Source organism: Streptomyces sp. H27-D2 (genome assembly GCF_035828615.1).
Taxonomy (GTDB): Bacteria; Actinomycetota; Actinomycetes; order Streptomycetales; family Streptomycetaceae; genus Streptomyces.
The window spans coordinates 1-20627 of record NZ_JAYMZR010000050.1; the positions used below are offsets into that span (position 1 = coordinate 1).

Genomic DNA, 20627 nt, shown 5'->3' on the forward strand with positions numbered 1-20627 from the left:
CCCCCCCCCCCGCCCCCCACCACGGTTTTTATTTCTACGGCGACCACCGCGACCAACGCGATCAGCATGAACCAGAACACGACGCTCTCCCAGGGCTGTGCCACACCTGTCAGGGCACGATCGTGCCACGCCCCGCCGGCCGCCGGTCCCACGCTGCCCGGCGGCCGTCCGCCGCGCTCACCGCGATCGGCCGGGACCCGGTCCCTGTGCCGCCCCGCCGCCCCCGGCCGGGCGCGCTCCGTCCGCTCCGCGCGGAGCGGCTAGGGTCTCTGACGGGCCTGCCGCGGACGGTGCGGCGGGCCGCGTCGAGCGACCGCCGCGGGGGTGCGGGGCGGCAGCCCGGTCTCCCGGGCCGCCCGAAAACTTACGGAGGTACGTGGTGCTGCGGCTGGGGACGCGCGAGTTCGCCGAGGGCGAGCCGGTGATCATGGCGATCGTGAACCGGACTCCGGACTCCTTCTACGACCAGGGCGCCACCTTCCGCGACGAGCCCGCGCTCGCGCGCGTCGAGCAGTCGGTGTCGGAAGGCGCCGCGATCATCGACATCGGCGGTGTGAAGGCCGGCCCCGGCGAGGAGGTCTCGGCCGAAGAGGAGGCGCGCCGCACGGTCGGCTTCGTCGCCGAGGTGCGCAGGCGGCACCCGGACGTGGTGATCAGCGTCGACACCTGGCGGCACGACGTCGGCCGGGCGGTCTGCGAGGCGGGCGCGGACCTGCTGAACGACGCGTGGGGCGGGGTCGACCCCAAGCTGGCCGAGGTCGCGGCCGAGTACGACGTGGGTCTGGTGTGCACGCACGCGGGCGGCGCGGAGCCGCGCACCCGGCCGCACCGGACCGGCTACGAGGACGTGATGGCGGACATCCTGCGGGTGACGCTGGACCTCGCGGAGCGGGCCGCCGCGCTGGGCGTACGGCGCGACGCGATCATGATCGACCCGGGGCACGACTTCGGCAAGAACACCCGGCACTCGCTGGAGGCGACCCGGCGGCTCGGCGAGATGGCCGCGACCGGCTGGCCGGTGCTGGTCTCGCTCTCCAACAAGGACTTCGTCGGCGAGACGCTCGACAAGCCGGTCAAGGAGCGGGTGCTCGGCACCCTCGCGACGACGGCCGTGTCGGCCTGGCTGGGCGCGCGGGTCTACCGGGTGCACGAGGTGGCCGAGACCCGTCAGGTCCTCGACATGGTCGCCTCGATCGCCGGCCACCGGCCCCCGGCGGTCGCCCGCCGGGGGTTGGCCTAGGAGAACGCGCCCTTCGGCCGCGCTGTCCTCAGACGAATTCGGGGCGCTAAATCAAGCCCGTTGGGGGCACCTCCCGGACGAAGTCCGGGGGAGATTGAGGACACCTGTCCACCGGCGAACCGGTCAACCAATGCGGTCACCCCATCACCCATGCGCCGCCCGCAGGGCTAAGGCGCCGTCTCCTTCGTGACCAGCGCGATCGCCTCGTCGATGCTGTCCGTGAGGTGGAACAGCTCCAAGTCGTGCGCAGTGGCCTTGCCCTCCGCGACGAGCGTGTCCCGCAGCCAGTCGATCAGGCCCTGCCAGTAACTCGTGCCGAAGAGGACGATCGGGAAGCGCGTCACCTTCTTCGTCTGGACCAGAGTCAGCGCCTCGAACAGCTCATCGAGGGTGCCGAGGCCGCCGGGCAGTACGACGAAGCCGCTCGCGTACTTCACGAACATCGTCTTGCGGACGAAGAAGTAGCGGAAGTTCACGCCGATGTCGACGTACTTGTTGAGCCCCTGCTCGAACGGCAGCTCGATGCCGAGTCCGACGGACACCCCGCCCGCCTCGCCCGCGCCCTTGTTCGCCGCTTCCATCGCGCCGGGACCGCCGCCGGTGATCACCGCGAAGCCCGCCTCGACGAGCGCCCGCCCGATCTCCACCCCGGCCGCGTACTCCGGTGAGTCCTTGGGCGTACGGGCCGAGCCGAAGACGCTGACCGCCGGGCCGAGTTCGGCGAGCGCGCTGAAGCCGTCGACGAACTCCGACTGGATGCGCATGACCCGCCACGGGTCCTCGTGCACCCACTCCGTCGAGCCCTGCTGGGTGTCCAGCAACCGCTGGTCCGTGGTGCTGGGCTGTACCTGGTCCCGCCTGCGCAGGACAGGGCCGAGCCGCTGCTCCGCCCACCCGTCCGCCGTGTCTCCTGTGCGGTATCCCGCCGGATCCCCGGCCGTACCGCTCGCCGGTTCCGCGGGCGAGTCCCCCACCGCTTCCGCCAACGCGTCCACGCTCTGCTGTTGGGCCGTGCGGTCTCCCTCAGCGTTGTCCATGCCGTGCTCCCTCCGCGTGCCGCCTCCCCGCCATGGGCAGGGGAAGGATCGTGCAGCTCAGCGTACGCGCGCGCCCCTCCTCTATCGGATGAACGCGCATGAACGGGTACAGAACAGTCAGCTGATCACCTCGGCTGATCACCTGAGCTGATCGCCTCGGCCGCCGAGCGGCGGGGACGGCCGTCCGGCCGCCCCCGCCCCCGCGCCGGGCCTGATCAGTCCGTCAGCCAGCCGCGCAGCTTCCGCTCGGCCTCCAGCACGGCGGCGACCGCGACGTGCTCCTCACGGGTGTGCGCCAGCTTCGGGTCGCCGGGGCCGTAGTTGACCGCCGGGACGCCGAGGGCGGAGAAGCGGGCGACGTCCGTCCAGGCGTCCTTCGGGGCCGGCTCGGTGCCGATCGCCGCGACGAAGGCGGCAGCGGCCGGGTGCGCCAGACCGGGCAGCGCGCCGGGCGCGCTGTCCGTGACCACCACGTCGTAGCCCGCGAAGACCTCGCGGACATGCGCGAGCGCCTGCGCCTCGTCGCGGTCGGGCGAGAAGCGGAAGTTGACGATCACCGCGCACGCGTCGGGGATGACGTTGCCCGCGTGACCGCCCTCGATCATCACCGCGTTGAGGCCCTCGCGGTAGATCAGGCCGTCGATGTCGACGTGCCGCGGCTCGTACGTGGCGAGCCGGGCCAGGATCGGCGCGGCCTTGTGGATGGCGTTCTCGCCGAGCCAGCTGCGCGCCGAGTGCGCGCGCCGGCCTGTGGTCTCGACGCGCACCCGCAGGGTGCCCTGGCAGCCGCCCTCGACCTTGGCTCCGGTCGGCTCAAGGAGCACCGCGAAGTCCCCGGCCAGCCACTCCGGGTGCTTCTCGACCAGCCGCTTGAGCCCGTTGAACTCGGCGGCGATCTCCTCGGCGTCGTAGAAGACGAGGGTGAGGTCGCGGTTGGGCTCCGGCAGCGTGGCGGCGAGCCGCAGCTGCACGGCGACCCCGGCCTTCATGTCCGAGGTGCCGCAGCCCCACAGCACGCCGTCCGCGTCGAGCCGCGAGGGCAGGTTGTCGGCGATCGGGACCGTGTCCAGGTGGCCGGCGAGCACGACGCGCTCCGCCCGCCCCAGGTTCGTCCGGGCCACGACCGAGTCGCCGTCCCGGTCCACCGTCAGGTGCGGCAGCGCGCGCAGCGCGGCCTCCACGGCGTCGGCGAGGGACTTCTCATCGAGGCTGACGGACGGGATGTCGACGAGCTGCGCGGTGAGCTGCGCGGCGTCCAGCGAGAGATCGAGTGCGGGGGGTTCCATGCGGCGACTGTAGTGCGGTGGGCGCATGCCGTGCGGTGACCGCATTGGTTGACCGGGTCCGCCCGGTGGGCGGGTCTCCTCCAGCGCCGGACAGCTGAATTTTCAGCCGGTCCGGCGCTTGAGGACAAGCGCGGCCGAGGGCGCGTATCCAGGGAGTCGCCTCCCGGACCGAGGGGGGAGAACCCTGCCGGTCACGCCACAAACGCTCCGGCTGGGCCGCGGCAGCACTCCAGTACGGTGTGAACGTGCCCCTGTCCCCTTCCGCCCCACCCAGTCGCGGCCGCGTCCTTCGCATGCTGGCGGCCTTCGCCGTGCTGCTCGCGCTGGCCGGCTACCTGCTGGTGCACTACGAGACCGGCGGCGCCGGCGCACCGCGCTGCACCGTACGGGCCGAAGGCGACGGCACGGGGGACGGCACGACGTACGTACTCGACCCCGAACAGGCCGTCAACGCCGCGAGCATCGAAGCCGTGGCCTCTTCGCGCGGGCTGCCCGAACGGGCGGTGACCATAGCGCTGGCCACCGCGATGCAGGAGTCGGGGCTGCGCAACATCACCCACGGCGACCGGGACTCCGTCGGCCTCTTCCAGCAGCGCCCCTCGCAGGGCTGGGGCACCGGAAAGCAGATCCGCGACCCGGTCTACTCGGCGGGCCGGTTCTACGACCACCTGGTCAAGGTGCCCGGCTACTCCCGGCTGCCGCTGACGGTCGCCGCGCAGAAGGTCCAGCGCAGCGGTTTCCCGCAGGCCTACGCCAAACACGAGGTGGACGCGGCGCTGCTCACCTCCGCGCTGACCGGGCGTACGGCCGGCACCTTCAACTGCACGATGCCGGTGGACGACGGCACCCCGGGCGACCCTGCGCGGGTACGGGCCAAGCTGACCCGCGAGTTCGGCCCCGAGGTGCTGCCGGCAGCGGCGGCGCGCGAGGCCGGGCAGCCGCAGAAGGCGCGCCAGACGCCGGGTCCGCGGCAGACGCGGGGAGCGCGGGTGCCGCAGGAGACACAGCGCGCGACGGACGACGGCGGGCGCGAGGGCGAGCGGGCGGCCGACCGCGACCCGGTCGTGACCGTCCCGGTCCGGGCCTCCGCCGCCGCCCCCGGGGGCGACCCGGCCCGGCGCGGCTGGGAGCTCGCGCACTGGGCGGTGGCCCACGCGTCCGAGCTCCGCATCGACCGGATCTCGTACGGCCGCCAGGTGTGGACCGCGGCGGACTCCGAGGACGGCTGGCGCGAGCAGGGCGGCGGCTCGAAGAACGCGGGCGGCTCCGCGGACGCGAGCGATTCGCCGGACGCTGGCTCCGCCGCGGATTCCGGTGACGCGACGGGTACAGGTGACGCGGCGGGTACGGGTGACGCGGCCGATACCGGTGACGCGTCGGATACCGGCGGGAAGAATTCCGCCGGCGAGGTTCGCATCACCACCGCGCATTAGTGCGGCTGATCCCCCGGAAGAGGCACCCGGCCGGTCCTGGGCGACGCGTGCCGCGCACCTCCGTCAGGTGCCGCCAGGAAGACGTCAACTCCCATGCGCGCGATGGGCTGTGACGTTTCCCCAGCCGTTCGGCGATCTATGCGTTTGCCCGCTTTTAGCCGGAACAGATTATGCGACGCATTGCAGACTCTTTACCTGGGCGTCCCGCAACCATTCGGCCGCTCGCGCGGTAGTCAATGCGTCCGCTCGGCGGACATGTCAGCTCCGTCAGAAGCACGAAGTCCCTCCGTAGAAGGAGCACAATGTCTCTCCCCCTCACGCGTCGGATCGCCCGAGCCGCCCTGCTGGTCGCAGCGAGCGCGGCTCCCCTGGTCGGTGCGGTCGGCTCCGCGAGCGCCGCCACTGAGCTGCCGAGCGCCCCCGACCTGGGTGGACTGAGCGCCATGGACACCTCGAACGTCGGTGACACCGTGGACGGTGCCGCGCAGAACACCACCAACGTGGCGGGCAAGGCCGGCGGCAAGGCCGTCAAGACCGCGGTCCCCGCCGTGGGCAAGACCGGCGGCAAGACCGTCAAGACCGCCACCCCGGCCGCACAGAAGGTCGCGGGCGAGACCGCGGGCAACGCGGGCGGCCTCCTCGGCGAGACCACCAAGACCGCCACCAAGGACGGTCTGCCGACCAAGGGACTGGGCGCGGGTGCGCCGAGCACGGGCCAGCTCCCGGTCAAGGGCCTGCCGCTCGGCGGCTGATCCGACTCGCGGCTGCCGTGCCTCGCGTACGCGCCGACGGTGAAAGGGGCCCGGGGAGTTCGTTCTCCCCGGGCCCCCTTCGCGTACTCGTACTCGTGCGGCCTGCGGTGAAGCCGTCGGGCGGTCGGGGCCGTCGGGCGGCGCGGCGGCTTGCTGTGAACCCGCCAGTCCCGGCCGTACAGCCGTCAGGCCGTACAGCCGTCAGGCCGTCAGTCGCCGCACCGCCGCCTCGACGCGTTCGTCCGTCGCGGTGAGCGCGACCCGTACGAAGCGCTCGCCCGCCGGGCCGTAGAAGTCACCGGGCGCGACCAGGATGCCCCGCTTGGACAGGTCCCCCACCGTGTCCCAGCAGGGCTCGTCGCGCGTCGCCCACAGGTAGAGGCTCGCCTCGCTGTGCTCGATCCGGAAGCCGCTCGCCTCCAGCGCGGAGCGCAGCGCCGCGCGGCGGGCGGCGTAGCGGGCGCGCTGCTCGGCCACGTGCGTGTCGTCGCCGAGCGCCGCGATCGTGGCGGCCTGTACGGGGGCGGGGACCATCATTCCGCTGTGCTTGCGGATCTGCAGCAGCTCGCCGAGCACCGCCGCGTCACCGGCCAGGAACGCCGCGCGGTAGCCCGCCAGGTTGGAGCGCTTGGACAGCGAGTGCACCGCCACCAGGCCCTCGAAGCTGCCGCCGCAGACGTCCGGGTGCAGGACGGAGACCGGTTCGGCCTCCCAGCCCAGCTCCAGGTAGCACTCGTCGCTGAACACCAGCACGCCGTGCTCGCGCGCCCACTCGACGGCGGTGCGCAGCTCGTCCTTCGTCAGCACCCGGCCGGTCGGATTGGACGGCGAGTTCAGCCAGAGCAGCCGCACCCCGGCCGGGTCGAGGTCGCTCACCTCGTCGTAGGCGACCGGCTCCGCGCCGGCCAGCCGCGCGCCGACCTCGTACGTCGGGTAGGCGAGCCGCGGGTAGGCGACCTTGTCCCCCGGGCCGAGCCCGAGCTGGAACGGCAGCCAGGCCACCAGCTCCTTCGAGCCGACGACCGGCAGCACATTGGCGTGCCCGGCTCCGCTCGCGCCCAGCCGCCGGCCGACCCAGCCGGTGAGCGCGTCGCGCAGCGCGGCGGTGCCCCACACCGTCGGGTAGCCGGGGCTGTCGGCCGCCCCGGTCAGCGCCCGCTGGATCAGCTCGGGGACCGGGTCGACGGGCGTGCCCACCGAGAGGTCCACGATGCCGTCCGGGTGCGCGGCGGCGGCCGTCTTGTACGGCTCCAGGCGGTCCCAGGGGAACACCGGCAAGCGGGCGGAGACGGCGGAGCGGGCCGGCGGGGCCGGCGGGTCTGACAGGGCTGACACGGAGGAGTTCACTTTCGCTCGGACAGGGGCTCGGGCGCGGAGGCTCGGACAGGGGGCTCGGGCGCGGAGGCTCGGACAGGGGGCTCGGGCGCGGACGCGGACGCGAGCGCCGGCACGCGGGGCGTCGGGCGGGCACGGGCATCCGCACGGGCACCGGCACCGGCCATCATGGCCTCGGCACCCGGCGGACAGGGCGTCGGCACGCGCGTCGCCCGCAACCCGGGTCGCGCCCCGTATCGGGACAGCGGCGGGAAACGCCTCGGCCCCGTACAGCGGGCAGGCCGTACGGGACCGGGGCGGCGCGGGCCGTCGGCTCAGGCTTCCTGGGGCTGCGGTGGCAGCGCCGCGATGAAGGGGTGGTCCCGCTCGATCAGGCCGAGCTTGGAAGCGCCACCGGGCGAACCGAGCTCGTCGAAGAACTCGACGTTCGCCTTGTAGTAGTCCTTCCACTCCTCCGGGGTGTCGTCCTCGTAGAAGATCGCCTCGACCGGGCAGACCGGTTCGCATGCCCCGCAGTCGACGCATTCGTCCGGGTGGATGTACAAGGACCGGGAGCCCTCGTAGATGCAGTCGACCGGGCATTCCTCGATGCAGGCCTTGTCCTTCAGATCGACACAAGGCTGCGCGATGACGTAAGTCACGCTGTCGTTCCTCCTCGGTAGGGCTGGCGGACCGTCTCTCCGGCTCCGCCACGGGGCGCGCGGGAGCGCGGCGTCGTCGATGCCCGCATCTAGTATCTCCGTTCCCGGGCAGGAGACGAACAGGAGGGGCGGGTAGAGCTGTGGATTTCACTGCTGGCGCACAACTGGAGGTCCGCATCACCACTGCTGACGTGGGCAAAAGGGTATCCGTACGGCGGTTGACCGATGCTGGAGAAGCGGACGCGAAGTTCACCGACACGGTCGGCGTTCTCACATCGTGGGACGACGGCACGCTGTGCGTCACCCGTAAGACCGGCGAGATCGTCCGGATCGCGGAATCGACTCTTGTGGCGGGCAAAGTCGTGCCCGCCGCCCCGGCCCGCAGGCGCGGCCCCGCCGCGAGCGCCGCGGAGCTGGACCGGGTCGCGGCCCGCGGCTGGCCCCCCGTCGAGAGCGAACCGCTCGGCGACTGGACGCTGCGCGCCTCGGCCGGCTTCACCCGCAGGGCGAATTCCGTCCTGCCGACCGGCGGTCCCGGCCGGCCGCTCGATGACGCGCTGCGGTTCGTCACCGACTGGTACGCCGAGCGCGGGCTGCCCGCGTACATCCAGGTCAGCACGGGGGCCGAGGGCACCCAGGAGCTACTGGCCGCGGAGCTGGAGCGGCGCGGCTGGACGCTGGAGGTCTCGGCGCTGCTGCGGATCGCGGCGCTCGCGCCGATCGGTGACGCGGATGTGGGGTTCCGGGATGGGGTGGGGTCGGGTGCGGGCTCCGTTCCCGGGTCGGGTTCGGGTGCGGGTTCCGGGTCGGGTGCTGGTGCCGGTGCGGGTGCGGGTGCGGGTGCCGGTGCCGGTGCCGGTGCCGGTGCCGGTGCTGGTGCGGGTGCCGGTTTCGGGTCGGGTGCCGGTGCGGGTGCGGCCGGTGTCGTGGTGCTGTCCCGTGAGGTCGGCGACGCCTGGCTCTCGCGCTACCAGCGCTTCAGGTCGCCCGGACCCGAGGTGCTGAGCGTGCTCGGCGGCGGGCCGTCGGTCTGGTTCGCGACCGTAGCGGGTACGGACGAGGAGAGCCCGGCGGCGATCGGGCGTTGCGTGATCGACGGGCGGTGGGCGGGCTTCATGGCGATCGAGGTGGATCCGGCGTACCGGCGGCAGGGGCTCGCCTCCGCCGTGATGACCGTTCTCGCCCGCCGGGCCTTGGACGAGGGGGCCTCGGCGGCCTACCTCGCGGTGGAGGCCGACAACGCGCCCGCGCGCGCTCTCTACGACGCGATGGGTTTCACCACCCATCACTCCTACCACCACTGGCGCGCGCCGCAGAGCGACCCGCGCTGAACGGGTACGAACCAGATATGGACGAGACCGGCAGCCGACGACAGCGGTTCGCGGAGGCGGCGCGCGCCGAGCGCCCCGACCTCGCACTGCTGTGCCTCCTGGTGGCCGCGGAGGCCGATCCCGCGCTCACCGACGCCCGGATCGAACGGGCCCTGATCGAGATCGACGCGCTGGCCGCCCTGCTGCCGCGCTCCGCTTTCGACAACCCGAGCGACTGGGCGAACGCCGTCGGCGAGCTCCTCGGCGACCAGTGCGACTTCCGCGGCGCGTCATCCGACTACCAGCGGCTGGAGTCCTCGCTCCTGCACCACGTGCTGCGGCGGCGGCGCGGGCTGCCGATCCTGCTCTCCGTCGTCTGGATCGAGGTGGCCCGGCGAGCCGGCGCGCCGGTCTACGGGGTCGCGTTGCCGGGCCACTTCATCGTCGGCTTCGGCGATCCCGCGCGGCCCGGCGGGCATGTGCTCGCCGACCCCTTCAACGGCGGCCGGCGGCTCGCCAGCGACGACGCGGCGCTGCTGGTCGCGGGCGCGACCGGCGCGCCGATGTCCGCCGGGATTCTCACCCCCGCGCGGCCGTTGCAGATCATGCTGCGCATCCTCAACAACATCCGCGCCTGGGCCGCGGCCCGGCCCGAACGCACCGACGTCCAGCTCTGGGCCGTCGAACTGGCCCTGCTGCTGCCCAGCCACCCGGCCCGGCTGCGGTACGAGCGCGCCCAGCTGCTCGTGCAGCGCGGGGACTACGTGACCGGCGCGGCGGAGCTGGAGGCTTACGCGGAGGTGGCCGCGGTGATGGATCCGCGCGTGGGCGAGTCCATTCGGTATCAGGCTCGGGCCGCTCGGGCGATGCTGAATTGACGGGCCGGGGGCGGTCGGGGTGCGGGCCGGGGCGAGGGTGCGGTCAGAGCCAGCCCTTTTCGCGAGCTATCCGGGCCGCTTCCGCTCTGTTGCGTGCGCCCGTTTTCTGGATGGCCGTGGAGAGGTAGTTGCGGACCGTGCCCTGCGAGAGGTGCAGGGCACGCGCCACCTCGGCGTTCGTCGAGCCGTCCGCCGCTGTGCGCAGCACCTCGCGCTCCCGGTCGGTCAGCGGGCTCGCGCCGTCGGCCAGCGCCTCGTCGCCCCGGGCCACCTGCACCACGACCTCGATGTCGGCTTCCAGACCGAGCAGCGCGGCCAGCGCCTCGCGCACCATCGACTGGTCTTCGGCCAGTAGGACCCTGATCACGTTTGAAGGTTAACCGTTTGCCGTGGTCGGGGGCATCGGGTGGGAGTTCGGTGCCGGGGGCGGGACCTGCGGGGTGGTGGGTCCTGGACCGTATATTTACGGGCCTGGCGGCCCACAAATACACGACAGCGTCCAGGACCCACCACCCCTCCGGCCCCACCCCCTCCCGTCTCGTCGGCGGCTACCGGGACGGACCAGGGCGCGCGCCCGCATCACGCCTTCACCCGCGCCACTCGCGCCGGTTCGAGTTCGGAGGGGGCCATGATCGCGAAGTCCGTAAAGGTCCGGCGGTAGTTCTGGTGCCGGGTCTCTTGGGTATGGCGTCGCATCCATTCCTCGACATGCTCCGGGTGGGTGTGCTCGCCCGATTTCTCACCGCACGGCTTCTCGTCGCCCGACACGCATTCGGCCGCGTATTCCGGCACGGCTGCGAGATCTTGAATGGTGGTGAACGGTACGTAGCGCATGACAGCCCGCATCAGCGGCAACCCCCGTACCGGCTGCGGTCATTCGCGGCGCGCAGGCGCGCGCTCAGGATTTCGGCTTGGCTTATGGGGTGGACGTTCTCCGGCGGAGCGTCCCACTCCCTCCCACCACCGATCGGGCGGAGCTGGTAATACGGCCCCAGCTTGGCCATGACCGTGCCGACCCTGCCGGTACCCCTGTCGTCCCGGACCGTCTCGCCCGGCTCGGGGGCGTATGCGGGCTCTGAGGAGTGCTCATGAGTGCTGCTCATACGATCCACCGTCGTAGTCCTGCCTCGACGTCCCGCAGGAGGTCGGGGGTCGGCGTCGCGTAGCCCGCGCGCGGCACCCACTCCGGGGCGAGCCGCCAGAAGCCCCCGGCGTCTATCAGTGCGGCCAGCTCGCCGGCGTCGTCGGTCTGTCTTGTGGCTGCTGGTGCTGAGTGGTCCGCCATGGTCGCGCGCCCTTCGCATCGTCGTTTCCGATGGAGTCATTTCTAGTTCTAGGTTCGCCCCCCACGCACGCCGGAACCAGGCAAAATGGCGTGCCAACACCTTTGGCACATAACGGAGTTGGACACATGAGCGAATCGGTCACTCAATCGGAAGAGCCGGTCGAGGCGGAAGAGCCGGAAGACGGGCCGGAGTACCTCGGTAACGAGGTTATGCACGCGCGCGTACATAAGGGTTTGACCCAAGGGGAGCTAGCCAGCCAGACGGGATTTGAGCGCACCTACGTAACGCGTGTGGAAGGCGGCAAGCGCCTATCGTCCGAACGTTTCGCGGAAGCGTGCGACAGGGTTTTCAACACCCCCGGCAGCTTCGCTCGCCTCCGGCACAGGGTCAGCGAGCGCGGCCACCCAGGCTGGTTCGTTCCGTACCTCAAGTTGGAGCGCGAAGCATCCGGAATCAGCGACTATTCGAATGCTTTCGTAATGGGGATGCTCCAGACCTCGGAGTACGCCGAGGCCGCCTTTCGTTCCACTCACCCCCGCGAGGATGACGACCAGATCAAATCCCGCGTTGAAGCACGCCTTCGGCGTCACGATGTGATGGAGCGTGAAGCGCCCCCGCTCCTGTGGGTCATCCTTCACGAGTCGGTGCTACGTACCGTCGTCGGCAGTCGGGCCGTCATGGTCGGGCAACTTGAGCGCCTGGCCGCCGAGGCGGCAACACCTCACGTCACGGTTCAAGTTCTCCCGTTCAGCGCGGGTGCCCCTGCGTCGTCCTTGCCGTTTACGCTGATTACGCAAGACGACGAGGCACCTGTCCTGTACTCGGAGACCAGGGAGAAGGGTCACGTGAACGACTCGGCCGGGGCGGTGGCCAGCGCGACAGCCACGTATGAGCGGCTACGCGCTGCGGCACTCTCGGCGGAAGCCTCGCTGGACCTATTCCGCAAGATCACGACGGAGGATCACGCCAGATGAACAACACCACCGAACCCAGCACCATCAGCCCTTGGGTCAAGAGCACGTACAGCGGCGGCGAAGGCGGCCAGTGCATCGAGTGGTCACCCGCGGCAGCAGCCGCGACCGGCGTCGTCCCCGTCCGTGACAGCAAGAACCCGACCGGCCCCGTGCTCACGTTCACGCGCGAGGGTTGGGCGGGGCTGGTTGAGTTCGCCCGTAACGCTGACGTGTAGTCGTCGCAAACCCCAAGAGGACCCGCCGGTCCTCCGCTTCGGAGCGGCGGGGCTTTCGCACTGCTCAGGCGGCCCTGCGGGGGCCGCCATGCGAGGAGGGCGTGCCGGGCCTGCTGGATCGTGCTGGTCCGGGGCGCGCCAACTCGGATGTCCTCACGCCGACCCGGGTGTCCTCAATCGCTGGGGACTCCTCCCGGACGAAGTCCGGGGGAGATTGAGGGCACCCGTCCACCGGGCGGCCACCGCCTAGTTCGCGTTGGTCTCGATCACCCGCGTGCGCTCCGCCGGGGTCTTACCCCGCAGCGCCTGGCCCAGCGCCGCCGCGACGTCCGTCGGCTGGACCGGGGTCTTCGAGCCGTTGCCGCGCGTGATCAGCACACCGTCGAAGACGTTCCCGTACAGCTGCTTGAGCGCCGCGCGGTCGTAGTGCTCGACCAGCTTGCCGTCGACCTGCCGCATGGACAGGATCTTCGGCAGTGACCGGTCGGGGCCGAACGGGATCGACGCGTCGCCGGCCTTGATGGTGACCAGGCCGGACATCGCCGGGATGGCGAACTCCTTCATCTTGCGGTCGATCTCGGCCTGGCTGACCGCCGGCTTGCGCATGCTGACCGCGAGCTGGACGGCCGTGTTGCGGCCGGTCGCGGCGCGGTCGCGGTAGGCGGCGGCGACCTTGTCGACGGAGCTCTCCACATCGAGCGCCTCGTGTGTCTTGCCGGGCACCGCGACGGCCTTGCCGGGCGTGAACTCGATCGTGCCGTCCTGCGCGGCTCCGCTTGCGCCGGAGAGTCCCTGGAGCGCGACCGTCAGCTTCTCCTCGTCGATGGTCACCACGGGGTCGGCCGCGCGAGCGCCGCCGACCAGCGAGCCGATGACCGAGACCGGGTTGTAGTCGCGGCCGGCAGCGCCGCGGACGGTCGCCTGGGTGTCGATGGCCAGCCCCGCGACCCGCGGCGTCAGCTCGGCGGGGCGGTCGCCGACGGTGAGCTTGAGCGGGGCGGTGGGACGGTCGCCCAGCGCGGCGTCGAGCTTCTTGACGGCCTCTTCCTTCGAGGTGCCGCCGATCTCCGTGCCGAGGACGGTGGTGCCGTTCGGTACGTCCGCGTGGTCGAGCAGCAGGCCCGCGCCGTACGCGACGCCCGCCACGACGACGATCGCGACCGCGGCCAGCATCAGCTTGGAGCGGCCCTTCTTGGCCGCCCGTCCGGCCGCCGGAGCGCTCGCGGCGGGGGTGGCCGCCGCGCGGGGCGGCGCGGTGTCGCCGTCGTACGGCGGGGCCGGGACGGGGCCGCCGGGACCGCCCGGGGCGAACGGGGAGGGCGAGGCGGACGTCGGGCCGCCCGCCGACGGGACCTTCGGGATGCCGCTGACGAGGGTGTCGCCGGAGACGTGCTCGCCGGGACCGCCGGGGCCCGCCGGGCCGCCGGGCGGGTAGTCGCCCGCCGGGTTGTCCTGACCGGGGCCGTTCGGGGTGAAGGCGTTGAGCGGCCCGCCAGGGAAGCCGGGTCCGCCGCCGGCGGGGCCGGGGGGCTGCGGGGCCATGGGGGCGGTGTCGTCGCTCATGGGCGGGTTGGGGCCGACGCCCGGTGCGGAGCCGAGGCCCGAGCCGAAGGGCGCGCCCGTGCCGGGGCCGCCGGGAGCGCTGCCGGGGGGCGGGCCGGTGCCCGGTCCCGCGTTCTGCCGGAAGGCCGGCGGCAGCAGCGGGCTGTCGCCGCCCGCGGGGCCGCTCGTCGGTCCCGCGGGTCCGCCCGGCGGGCGTCCGCCGGCCGCCGCGCCGCCGCCGAAGCCGCCGGGCCCGGCGCCGCCGGGGGGCGCTGCGGGAGTGTCGGTGAAGTACGGGAGGTCGGGGCGCGGCGACGTCCCCGTGGTGTCCGAGGCGGGCGCGGGCGCGACCGGTCCAGGAGCGGCGCCGCCGCCCTGGGTGCCCCCCTTGCGCGGCGCGAACCAGTCGCTGGGCGCGGGCGCGGACGCGTTGCCGCCCGGAGCCTGGCCCGGGCCGGGAGCGCCGTCGGGCGCGGCCGGCGGACCGCTCTGCCCGACCGGTGCGGCGGGCGCGGCCGGAGCGGGCCGCGGCGTGTTGCCGGTGCGCTCCGCGTCCTTGCCGCGGTCGTTTCCGTCGGCGACGGGCGTGCGCACGACGAGCGGCGGTATGGGTCTGGAGCCCGGAATGTTGATCCGGATGCGCGTCGTCAGCGTGGTCTCGGTCTTCGGGCCCTCGTCCTTTGCGGGGGACTCGGGCCGCGGCGCGGCGTCGGAGCCCGCCGGAGCGGAGCTGTCGTATGCGTCGTCCTGCGTCGGATCCGCCGACGGATACTGGCGGGATCCGTACGACGGGGTACCCGACGGGTAGGCGGCAGCGCCGCGCCCGTGGGGCCCGGAGGACGAACTGTCAGATTCACGGCTCAAAGCAGGTTCTCCCGGTTGACTCCGCCGTCTGTCTGCTCCCGGCCGGCCGATCGGGCCGGGACAGCGGGCGGCGTCGCCCGTCGTGGTCTGCCGGCCAGGGCCTGGGACCTCGCACGGGCGGCTCGGCGGCGCGCACCACCATACTGGGCACCACCGATCTGTATCCGGCGACCGTCCGATCGGCTGCCCGAACGGGCCTTCTGAACGATCGTATGACAGGGCCGAGTCGGCCCTTCCTCCGCCAAGTCGGGCACGTTATGGGCCTGGTGGCGACAATGTGGGCACCGTGGCGGAGATCACACCGACCAGCATCCCTCCGAACAGGAAGACGTACGTACCCAAACCCACCCCGAAGAGGAAGTCTCCTTCGGGCCGGGTGGTCATCAGCAGCATCACGGCGACCAGCCAGCCGGCGGCCGGCGCGAGCGCCCCGCCCCTGGTCTCGGTGGCCTTGCCGCCGCCGATGAACAGCGCTCCGGCGCCGACCAGCGCGAGCAGCAACCCGCCGGGGAACCAGCCGCCTTGTACCAGAGTGCCCGCGAATCCTGCCAGCAGTCCGAGAACAAAGAGTCCCGAATAGGTGAATACGCGTCGAGCGTTGACGGTAGGGACCGGTAGCGCCATCGCGTTGACGGCGCCGCCGCCGGGCTTCGTACCGCCCTGCCGGGGCTCGCCGCCCGTGCCCGCGCTCACAGCGCCACCCCGGCGAACAGGTCGTCCTCGCGCGCCGGAGCGGGCGCGTCGGCTGCCGGCTCGCCCGGTTCGCCGCGTACGAGGCGGTAGTACTCGGTCCCGAACAGCGGCTGGCCGAGTTCGTTGGACAGCGCGAAGAACGGGCCGTCGACGGCGATCTGGGTGGCGTGCGCCCGCATCGCGGCCGTCTTGGCCTTCGCGTACTCGACGCCGGCGATCCCGGCGGTCGCCACGCTGTCGTCCACCACACCGGGGACGTCGTCGACCGTGGCGATGCCGGGGAAGGGGATCTCCTTGCCCGCCGCCCTGAGCCGCTCGAAGGCCAGCTCGACCACCGAGCGGGGCGTGCAGTTCCAGTAGACCTTGGCGATCGTGTGCGGATCGCCGAGGTCGCGGCGGTACGCCGGTTCGGCGGCCAGGTCGGCGGCGCGCATCGCCACCCGGTGCGCCTGGATGTGGTCGGGGTGGCCGTAGCCGCCGTCCGGGTCGTAGGTGACCAGCACCTGCGGGCGGACCTCGCGGATCACCTCGACGAGGTACGGGGCCGCGTCGTCGACGTCCGTGTGCCAGAAGGCGTTGGCCCGCTCGTTCTGTTCGAGGCCCATCATTCCGGAGTCGCGGTAGCGGCCGGGCCCGCCGAGGAAGCGGTGGTCCTCGACGCCCAGCTCGGCCATCGCGGCGGCGAGTTCGCCGATCCGGTGCGCGCCGAGGCTGTCCTCCCGGTCGGCGGCGAGGTGGGCGAGGCCGGGCGGGATGACCTCGCCCTCTTCGCCGAGGGTGCAGGTCACCAGGGTGACCCGGGCCCCCTCGGCCGCGTATTTCGCCATGGTTGCGCCGTTGTTGATCGACTCGTCGTCGGGGTGCGCGTGCACCAGCAGCAGACGACGGGCGGGAAGGTCCGTCATGCCTACAGCCTACGAGCAGCGGCAGCCCGGACCGAGCGGAACCGCGTCAGAACTTGATGTCGCCGATCATTCCGGCGATGTTGCTGGTCAGGTCGCTGATCGTAGGAGCGATGGACGAACTGGCCAGATAGAAGCCCAGCAGCACGCAGACCACGGCGTGCCCTCCCTTGAGTCCGGATTTACGGACCAGCAGGAAGACGACGATCGCCAGCAGCACCACAGCCGAAATCGAGAGCGCCACGGCGGCTCACCTCCAGGTACGCGTGGTCGGAACAACGGATGGCACGGGGATGCCAGAAGCTTCATACCCACGATGCGCAATGGATCATAACTTTACGTGCGCGCGCATAACTCGGTGCACGGGAGCAGGGGAGGCGCACGCGCTCTCGTCGGCCCCCTGCGCGCACGCCGCGCGCCGTAGGCTCGGCCGCATGACAGGACAGCTCTCGTTCCCGCGCCAGCACGCCACGACGCAGCGCTTCTCGCTCGGCGCGCCCCGTTCCTTCACCGTCTCCCCCGACGGCTCGCGGCTCGTCTTCCTGCGCTCGCGCACGGGCACCGATCGAGCGAATGTGCTCTGGGTACTCGATCTTGACGCGGGCAGCGCGAACGGCGCGGGCAAAGCCAAGGGCGGCGTCCGCGAATACCCCGCGGCCGATCCCCAAGTGCTGCTGGGCGGCGCGACGGAGGAGCTGTCCGCCGAGGAGCGGGCGCGCCGCGAGCGCAGCCGCGAGGGCTCGGCGGGGGTGGTCGGCTACGCGGTCGACGACGCGGTCGAGCTGGCGGCCTTCGCGCTGTCCGGCCGGCTCTTCACGGCCGAGCTGCGGGCCGGTACGTCCCGCGAGCTGCCGGTCCCCGGCCCGGTCGCGGACCCGCGCCCGTCGCCGGACGGGCGGCACGTCGCCTACGTGGCGCGGGGCGCGCTGCGGGTGATCGCGGCGGACGGCGGCGGCGACCGCGCGCTGGCCGAACCGGAGAACGACACCAGCGGCTGGGGCCTGGCCGAATTCATCGCGGCCGAGGAGATGCACCGCACCCGCGGCTTCTGGTGGTCGCCGGACGGCGAACAGCTGCTCGCCGCCCACGTGGACGACGCGCCCGTGCGGCGCTGGTGGATCGCCGACCCCGCCAACCCGGACCGGCGGCCCGCCGAGGTCGCCTACCCGGCCGCGGGCACCCCCAACGCCCGGGTGACGCTGGCCCTGCTGGGCCTCGACGGCTCGCGCACCGAGGTGACGTGGGACCGCGAGGGCTACCCGTACCTGGCCCGCGTGCACTGGTCCGCGGCCGGTCCGCCGCTGCTGCTCGTACAGGCCCGCGACCAGCGCAGCCAGCTCTATCTGATGGTGGACACGCACACCGGGGCGACCAGGACGCTGCACGTCGACGAGGACCCGGTGTGGCTGGAACTGTTCCACGGCGTCCCGGCCTGGACCTCCGAGGGGCAGCTGGTCCGGATCGCCGACGAGGGCGGCGCACGGGTGCTGATGGTCGGCGACCGCCCGCTGACCGGCCCGCAGGCGCACGTCCGCGCGGTGCTGCACATCGGCGAGGACGACATCCTGGTCTCGGCCTCCACCGGCCCCGAGGCCAAGGAGCCCGAGCTCGGCCAGGTCCATGTGCTGCGCGTCAACGAGCTGGGCACCGAGCGGGTTTCGGAGGGCGTCGGCCTGCACTCGGCGGTCCGCTCCGGGCGCGTCACCGTGCTCTCGTCGACCTCGATGGAGCGCAGCGGGGCCGAGGTCCGGGTGCTGCGCGAGGGCAGGCCGGCGGTCACGGTCGCCTCGTACGCCGAGACCCCGGTGCTCACTGCCCGCGCGCAGTTCACTGAGGGGGGCGCACGCCGCATCCCGTGCGCCGTCGTGCTCCCCACCGGTCACCGCGCGGGCGACGGACCGCTGCCGGTCCTGATGGACCCGTACGGCGGACCGCACGGCCAGCGCGTCGTCGCCGCCCACAACGCTCATCTGACGTCCCAGTGGTTCGCCGACCAGGGCTTCGCGGTGGTCGTCGCGGACGGCCGGGGCACTCCGGGCCGCTCCCCCGCGTGGGAGAAGGCGGTGGCGGGCGATCTCGCGTTCGCCACCGTCGAGGACCAGGTCGACGCGCTCCAGGGCCTCGCCGGCCGCTTTCCGCTCGACCTCACGCGGGTCGGCATCCGCGGCTGGTCGTTCGGCGGTTACCTCGCGGCCCTCGCGGTGCTGCGCCGCCCCGACGTCTTCCACGCCGGCATCGTGGGCGCCCCGGTCACCGACCAGCGGCTGTACGACACGCACTACACCGAGCGCTACCTCGGCGACCCGCAGAAGCAGCCCGGCGTCTACGCCGCCAACTCCGTGGTGACGGACGAGGGGCTCTCCCAAGCCGCCGACCAGCACCGGCCGTTGATGATCGTGCACGGACTCGCGGACGACAACGTGGTCGTGGCCCACTCCCTGCGGCTCTCCTCGGCCCTGCTCGCCGCCGGCCGTCCGCACGAGGTGCTGCCGCTGTCCGGGGTGACCCACATGACGCCGCAGGCGCAGGTCGCCGAGAATCTGCTGCTGCTCCAAGTGGACTTTCTGAAGCGGTCATTGGGCATGGCCTGAGGCGATCCGAGACGGACAGGGCTGCGGGAGCAGGGGGCATGTTGGCCTGAGGGGTCCGGACGGGGGCGGGGTGGGGCGGCAACCGCCCTCCCGCCTCCGCTCAACAGCCGTCCGTCACCAGCCGGGTGGCGGCGAGGACGGCGGCGGGCCGAAGCTCCCGCCCCCGTACGGACCGCCGCTGTACGGCCCGCTGCCGTACGAGGGGGCCGTCGGCCACTGCCTGCCCCCCAGCGGGCCGCCCGCACCCGCCGGTCGGCCGCGCTGGGCCAGCACGAGCAGCACCAGCGCCCCCGCCGGCACCTGGAACACCGCGGTGGCCAGCAGCAGTTGCTCGCGGAGATGCAGTTCGCCGAAGTGGGCGAACAGCTCGACCCGCTGGTAGAGCGAGACGGCCGCGGCTCCCCAGCCGAGCAGCAGGACGGCCGCCGTCATGCCCAGCGGGCGGGCGAACGGGGCCCGGCGGAGCGCGCCGAGCGCCGCGGTCAGGCTCAGTACGGCGATCGTCCAGCCCACCCAGGAGGCGGGCGCGGCGCTCAGCGAGTAGAAGTACTCGGGGCCGCCGGTGAGCAGCCGCCGGTAGCGGCCCCAGCCGAGGTCCAGGGCCCGGTGGATCTCCCAGGCGGCGGCGATGCCCGCGCTCGCGCCGAGCACCAGGAAGGCCGTGACGCAGACGCCGCGGCCGGGCCTGACGGGCGGCTCGTCGGCGGCCGAGGAGAGCCGGCCGTACCCGCGCGCGCCGGACGCCCCCGCCCCGTACGCCCCCGCGGGACGCCGCCCCGCCGCCGCGAGGACCAGCAGCCCGAAGCCCAGCACGGCGCCCGAGACGGCGCTGATCCGGGCGAGCGCCGAGAGACCGTCGTCGGAGTGCGGCATCCAGTCGGCGTCCACCAGCCACAGGGTGGGCAGCCGCAGCAGCACGGCGGCGGCGCCGGCCGCCGCGAGCGCTCCGGCCGCGACCGGCGAACGCAGCGCGGCTATCGCGGCCGTGGAGCAGACGGCGAGCAGGATGAGGTCCTGGAGCGATGATCCCCAGACCGCTCCGTCCGCCGCGGCGGCGCGCGAGCCGGCCCACATCCACCACAGCTCGCCGGGCTCGTGGACCACGGTGAGGTCCCGGACGATCCACGCGAGAGCGGTCAGGGCCAGCAGGGCGCAGCCGAGCGCGCCGAGGACGCGCGTGCCGCGCGCGAGTATCCGTGGCTGCCCCATGAGTGTCGGTTTCTCCCCCGGTGGACCGTGTGTGCGGTGAGCATCCGGTCAACAGACCAGGTGTACTCCTGGTCCACACGTTCGAACAACAGCAACGGCCGCTTCGATGCCGGGGTGTGACCGGCCGGGACCACATCGTCGTCCCGGCCGGCCTTACGGCACCCGCACGGCCGTACGGTGTTCAGGATGGCTCGTTCGTATATCGGAGTGGCGACAGTCAAGTTGCCTGCTTGTTAACGAGTTTGATGGGCATTTATCCCCCATGTCGCCTACAGCAGATCCGTGTCAAGCACGTGTTCACCTCAATCTGCGCAATCTTCGCTCAAGAAGCGCGAGCGCCACACATCTTCCAGCCGTAACCCTTGACTGCGCGATAAATCAGTTGCGAAAGTCCAGCTCAACTGCGGCGTGTGTAGCGCTGCTTCATGTTCCAAGAGAA

General features: G+C 72.5%; 21 protein-coding genes. 8 read left to right on the forward strand and 13 right to left on the reverse strand.

What is annotated here, in order from left to right; all coding sequences use genetic code 11:
* The first annotated feature begins 379 nt into the window (after positions 1-379).
* Positions 380-1240 carry a dihydropteroate synthase gene (gene folP / locus QMK28_RS19605; protein ID WP_326439799.1) on the forward strand — a complete coding sequence of 287 codons (861 nt, stop codon included), beginning with the start codon at positions 380-382 and terminating at the stop codon, positions 1238-1240.
* Between the two features lie 167 nt (positions 1241-1407).
* On the opposite strand, the gene QMK28_RS19610 is transcribed toward folP, so the two are convergent.
* Together QMK28_RS19610 and dapE are read right to left on the reverse strand one after the other, a co-directional pair.
* Positions 1408-2277 (reverse strand): TIGR00730 family Rossman fold protein, encoded by an 870-nt coding sequence (locus QMK28_RS19610; protein WP_326439708.1) that lies wholly within the window; start codon positions 2275-2277, stop codon positions 1408-1410.
* 215 nt (positions 2278-2492) lie between these two features.
* Positions 2493-3563, reverse strand: coding sequence for a succinyl-diaminopimelate desuccinylase (gene dapE / locus QMK28_RS19615; RefSeq protein WP_326439710.1), 1071 nt, complete (start codon positions 3561-3563; stop codon positions 2493-2495).
* Positions 3564-3856: 293 nt separating this feature from the next.
* On the opposite strand from dapE, the gene QMK28_RS19620 reads away from it, so the two are divergent.
* Both QMK28_RS19620 and QMK28_RS19625 read left to right on the forward strand, forming a co-directional pair.
* Positions 3857-4996, forward strand: a complete 1140-nt coding sequence (locus QMK28_RS19620) for a hypothetical protein (protein WP_326439712.1) — start codon at positions 3857-3859, stop codon at positions 4994-4996.
* A gap of 302 nt (positions 4997-5298) precedes the next feature.
* Complete coding sequence (locus QMK28_RS19625) at positions 5299-5748, forward strand: ATP-binding protein (protein ID WP_326439714.1); 450 nt, start codon at positions 5299-5301, stop codon at positions 5746-5748.
* 201 nt (positions 5749-5949) lie between these two features.
* Here the strand turns inward: QMK28_RS19625 and dapC are convergent, their stop codons facing one another.
* Both dapC and fdxA read right to left on the reverse strand, forming a co-directional pair.
* Positions 5950-7074 carry a succinyldiaminopimelate transaminase gene (dapC, locus tag QMK28_RS19630; protein ID WP_326439801.1) on the reverse strand — a complete coding sequence of 375 codons (1125 nt, stop codon included), beginning with the start codon at positions 7072-7074 and terminating at the stop codon, positions 5950-5952.
* Positions 7075-7397: 323 nt separating this feature from the next.
* Positions 7398-7724 carry a ferredoxin gene (fdxA, locus tag QMK28_RS19635; RefSeq protein WP_326439716.1) on the reverse strand — a complete coding sequence of 109 codons (327 nt, stop codon included), beginning with the start codon at positions 7722-7724 and terminating at the stop codon, positions 7398-7400.
* Positions 7725-7864: 140 nt separating this feature from the next.
* Here fdxA and QMK28_RS19640 point away from each other — a divergent pair, with 140 nt between their 5' ends.
* Positions 7865-9055 carry a GNAT family N-acetyltransferase gene (locus QMK28_RS19640; RefSeq protein WP_326439718.1) on the forward strand — a complete coding sequence of 397 codons (1191 nt, stop codon included), beginning with the start codon at positions 7865-7867 and terminating at the stop codon, positions 9053-9055.
* Between the two features lie 17 nt (positions 9056-9072).
* Complete coding sequence (locus QMK28_RS19645; RefSeq protein ID WP_326439720.1) at positions 9073-9912, forward strand: transglutaminase-like domain-containing protein; 840 nt, start codon at positions 9073-9075, stop codon at positions 9910-9912.
* 43 nt (positions 9913-9955) lie between these two features.
* Here QMK28_RS19645 and QMK28_RS19650 read toward each other — a convergent pair whose 3' ends face one another.
* The 4 genes from QMK28_RS19650 to QMK28_RS19665 form a co-directional block, all read right to left on the reverse strand.
* Complete coding sequence (locus tag QMK28_RS19650; RefSeq protein WP_326439804.1) at positions 9956-10246, reverse strand: response regulator transcription factor; 291 nt, start codon at positions 10244-10246, stop codon at positions 9956-9958.
* Positions 10247-10491: 245 nt separating this feature from the next.
* On the reverse strand, positions 10492-10746 hold the full coding sequence (locus tag QMK28_RS19655; RefSeq protein WP_326439722.1) for a DUF7848 domain-containing protein: 255 nt from the start codon (positions 10744-10746) through the stop codon (positions 10492-10494).
* An 11-nt stretch (positions 10747-10757) separates the two neighbouring features.
* Complete coding sequence (locus QMK28_RS19660; RefSeq protein WP_326439724.1) at positions 10758-11015, reverse strand: hypothetical protein; 258 nt, start codon at positions 11013-11015, stop codon at positions 10758-10760.
* The gene (locus tag QMK28_RS19665; RefSeq protein WP_326439726.1) at positions 11012-11197 is read right to left on the reverse strand and encodes a hypothetical protein; all 186 of its coding nucleotides are present in this window, start codon (positions 11195-11197) and stop codon (positions 11012-11014) included. The genes QMK28_RS19660 and QMK28_RS19665 overlap by 4 nt, the downstream gene beginning before the upstream one ends.
* Positions 11198-11323: 126 nt before the next feature.
* Here QMK28_RS19665 and QMK28_RS19670 point away from each other — a divergent pair, with 126 nt between their 5' ends.
* Both QMK28_RS19670 and QMK28_RS19675 read left to right on the forward strand, forming a co-directional pair.
* The gene (locus QMK28_RS19670) at positions 11324-12172 is read left to right on the forward strand and encodes a helix-turn-helix domain-containing protein (protein ID WP_326439728.1); all 849 of its coding nucleotides are present in this window, start codon (positions 11324-11326) and stop codon (positions 12170-12172) included.
* Positions 12169-12387: a DUF397 domain-containing protein gene (locus QMK28_RS19675; protein ID WP_326439730.1), complete on the forward strand. Its 219-nt coding sequence runs from the start codon at positions 12169-12171 to the stop codon at positions 12385-12387. The genes QMK28_RS19670 and QMK28_RS19675 overlap by 4 nt, the downstream gene beginning before the upstream one ends.
* A gap of 246 nt (positions 12388-12633) precedes the next feature.
* Here QMK28_RS19675 and QMK28_RS19680 read toward each other — a convergent pair whose 3' ends face one another.
* The 4 genes from QMK28_RS19680 to QMK28_RS19695 form a co-directional block, all read right to left on the reverse strand.
* Positions 12634-14793 carry a hypothetical protein gene (locus QMK28_RS19680; protein WP_326439731.1) on the reverse strand — a complete coding sequence of 720 codons (2160 nt, stop codon included), beginning with the start codon at positions 14791-14793 and terminating at the stop codon, positions 12634-12636.
* A 255-nt stretch (positions 14794-15048) separates the two neighbouring features.
* The gene (locus tag QMK28_RS19685) at positions 15049-15417 is read right to left on the reverse strand and encodes a DUF6113 family protein (protein WP_326439806.1); all 369 of its coding nucleotides are present in this window, start codon (positions 15415-15417) and stop codon (positions 15049-15051) included.
* A 65-nt stretch (positions 15418-15482) separates the two neighbouring features.
* Complete coding sequence (gene mshB / locus QMK28_RS19690; protein ID WP_326439733.1) at positions 15483-16391, reverse strand: N-acetyl-1-D-myo-inositol-2-amino-2-deoxy-alpha-D-glucopyranoside deacetylase; 909 nt, start codon at positions 16389-16391, stop codon at positions 15483-15485.
* A gap of 46 nt (positions 16392-16437) precedes the next feature.
* Positions 16438-16632 carry a hypothetical protein gene (locus tag QMK28_RS19695; RefSeq protein WP_326439735.1) on the reverse strand — a complete coding sequence of 65 codons (195 nt, stop codon included), beginning with the start codon at positions 16630-16632 and terminating at the stop codon, positions 16438-16440.
* A 190-nt stretch (positions 16633-16822) separates the two neighbouring features.
* Between QMK28_RS19695 and QMK28_RS19700 the strand changes: the two genes are divergently transcribed.
* The gene (locus QMK28_RS19700) at positions 16823-18979 is read left to right on the forward strand and encodes a S9 family peptidase (RefSeq protein ID WP_326439737.1); all 2157 of its coding nucleotides are present in this window, start codon (positions 16823-16825) and stop codon (positions 18977-18979) included.
* Between the two features lie 114 nt (positions 18980-19093).
* Here the strand turns inward: QMK28_RS19700 and QMK28_RS19705 are convergent, their stop codons facing one another.
* A complete protein-coding gene (locus QMK28_RS19705; RefSeq protein WP_326439739.1) occupies positions 19094-20188 on the reverse strand; it encodes a hypothetical protein in 1095 nt (364 codons plus the stop codon).
* Between the last annotated feature and the right edge of the window lie 439 nt (positions 20189-20627).

What these genes read in the sequence shown, in the direction of transcription:
- QMK28_RS19620 (WP_326439712.1), top strand. Translation starts at nt 3,857, where the DNA reads ATGCTGGCGGCCTTCGCCGTGCTGCTCGCGCTGGCCGGCTACCTGCTG.
- QMK28_RS19700 (WP_326439737.1), top strand. Translation starts at nt 16,823, where the DNA reads ATGACAGGACAGCTCTCGTTCCCGCGCCAGCACGCCACGACGCAGCGC.
- QMK28_RS19645 (WP_326439720.1), top strand. Translation starts at nt 9,073, where the DNA reads ATGGACGAGACCGGCAGCCGACGACAGCGGTTCGCGGAGGCGGCGCGC.
- QMK28_RS19650 (WP_326439804.1), bottom strand. Translation starts at nt 10,246, where the DNA reads ATGGTGCGCGAGGCGCTGGCCGCGCTGCTCGGTCTGGAAGCCGACATC.
- QMK28_RS19625 (WP_326439714.1), top strand. Translation starts at nt 5,299, where the DNA reads ATGTCTCTCCCCCTCACGCGTCGGATCGCCCGAGCCGCCCTGCTGGTC.
- QMK28_RS19655 (WP_326439722.1), bottom strand. Translation starts at nt 10,746, where the DNA reads ATGCGCTACGTACCGTTCACCACCATTCAAGATCTCGCAGCCGTGCCG.
- QMK28_RS19705 (WP_326439739.1), bottom strand. Translation starts at nt 20,188, where the DNA reads ATGGGGCAGCCACGGATACTCGCGCGCGGCACGCGCGTCCTCGGCGCG.
- mshB (WP_326439733.1), bottom strand. Translation starts at nt 16,391, where the DNA reads ATGACGGACCTTCCCGCCCGTCGTCTGCTGCTGGTGCACGCGCACCCC.
- QMK28_RS19610 (WP_326439708.1), bottom strand. Translation starts at nt 2,277, where the DNA reads ATGGACAACGCTGAGGGAGACCGCACGGCCCAACAGCAGAGCGTGGAC.
- QMK28_RS19660 (WP_326439724.1), bottom strand. Translation starts at nt 11,015, where the DNA reads ATGAGCAGCACTCATGAGCACTCCTCAGAGCCCGCATACGCCCCCGAG.
- QMK28_RS19665 (WP_326439726.1), bottom strand. Translation starts at nt 11,197, where the DNA reads ATGGCGGACCACTCAGCACCAGCAGCCACAAGACAGACCGACGACGCC.
- dapE (WP_326439710.1), bottom strand. Translation starts at nt 3,563, where the DNA reads ATGGAACCCCCCGCACTCGATCTCTCGCTGGACGCCGCGCAGCTCACC.
- QMK28_RS19685 (WP_326439806.1), bottom strand. Translation starts at nt 15,417, where the DNA reads ATGGCGCTACCGGTCCCTACCGTCAACGCTCGACGCGTATTCACCTAT.
- QMK28_RS19675 (WP_326439730.1), top strand. Translation starts at nt 12,169, where the DNA reads ATGAACAACACCACCGAACCCAGCACCATCAGCCCTTGGGTCAAGAGC.
- QMK28_RS19670 (WP_326439728.1), top strand. Translation starts at nt 11,324, where the DNA reads ATGAGCGAATCGGTCACTCAATCGGAAGAGCCGGTCGAGGCGGAAGAG.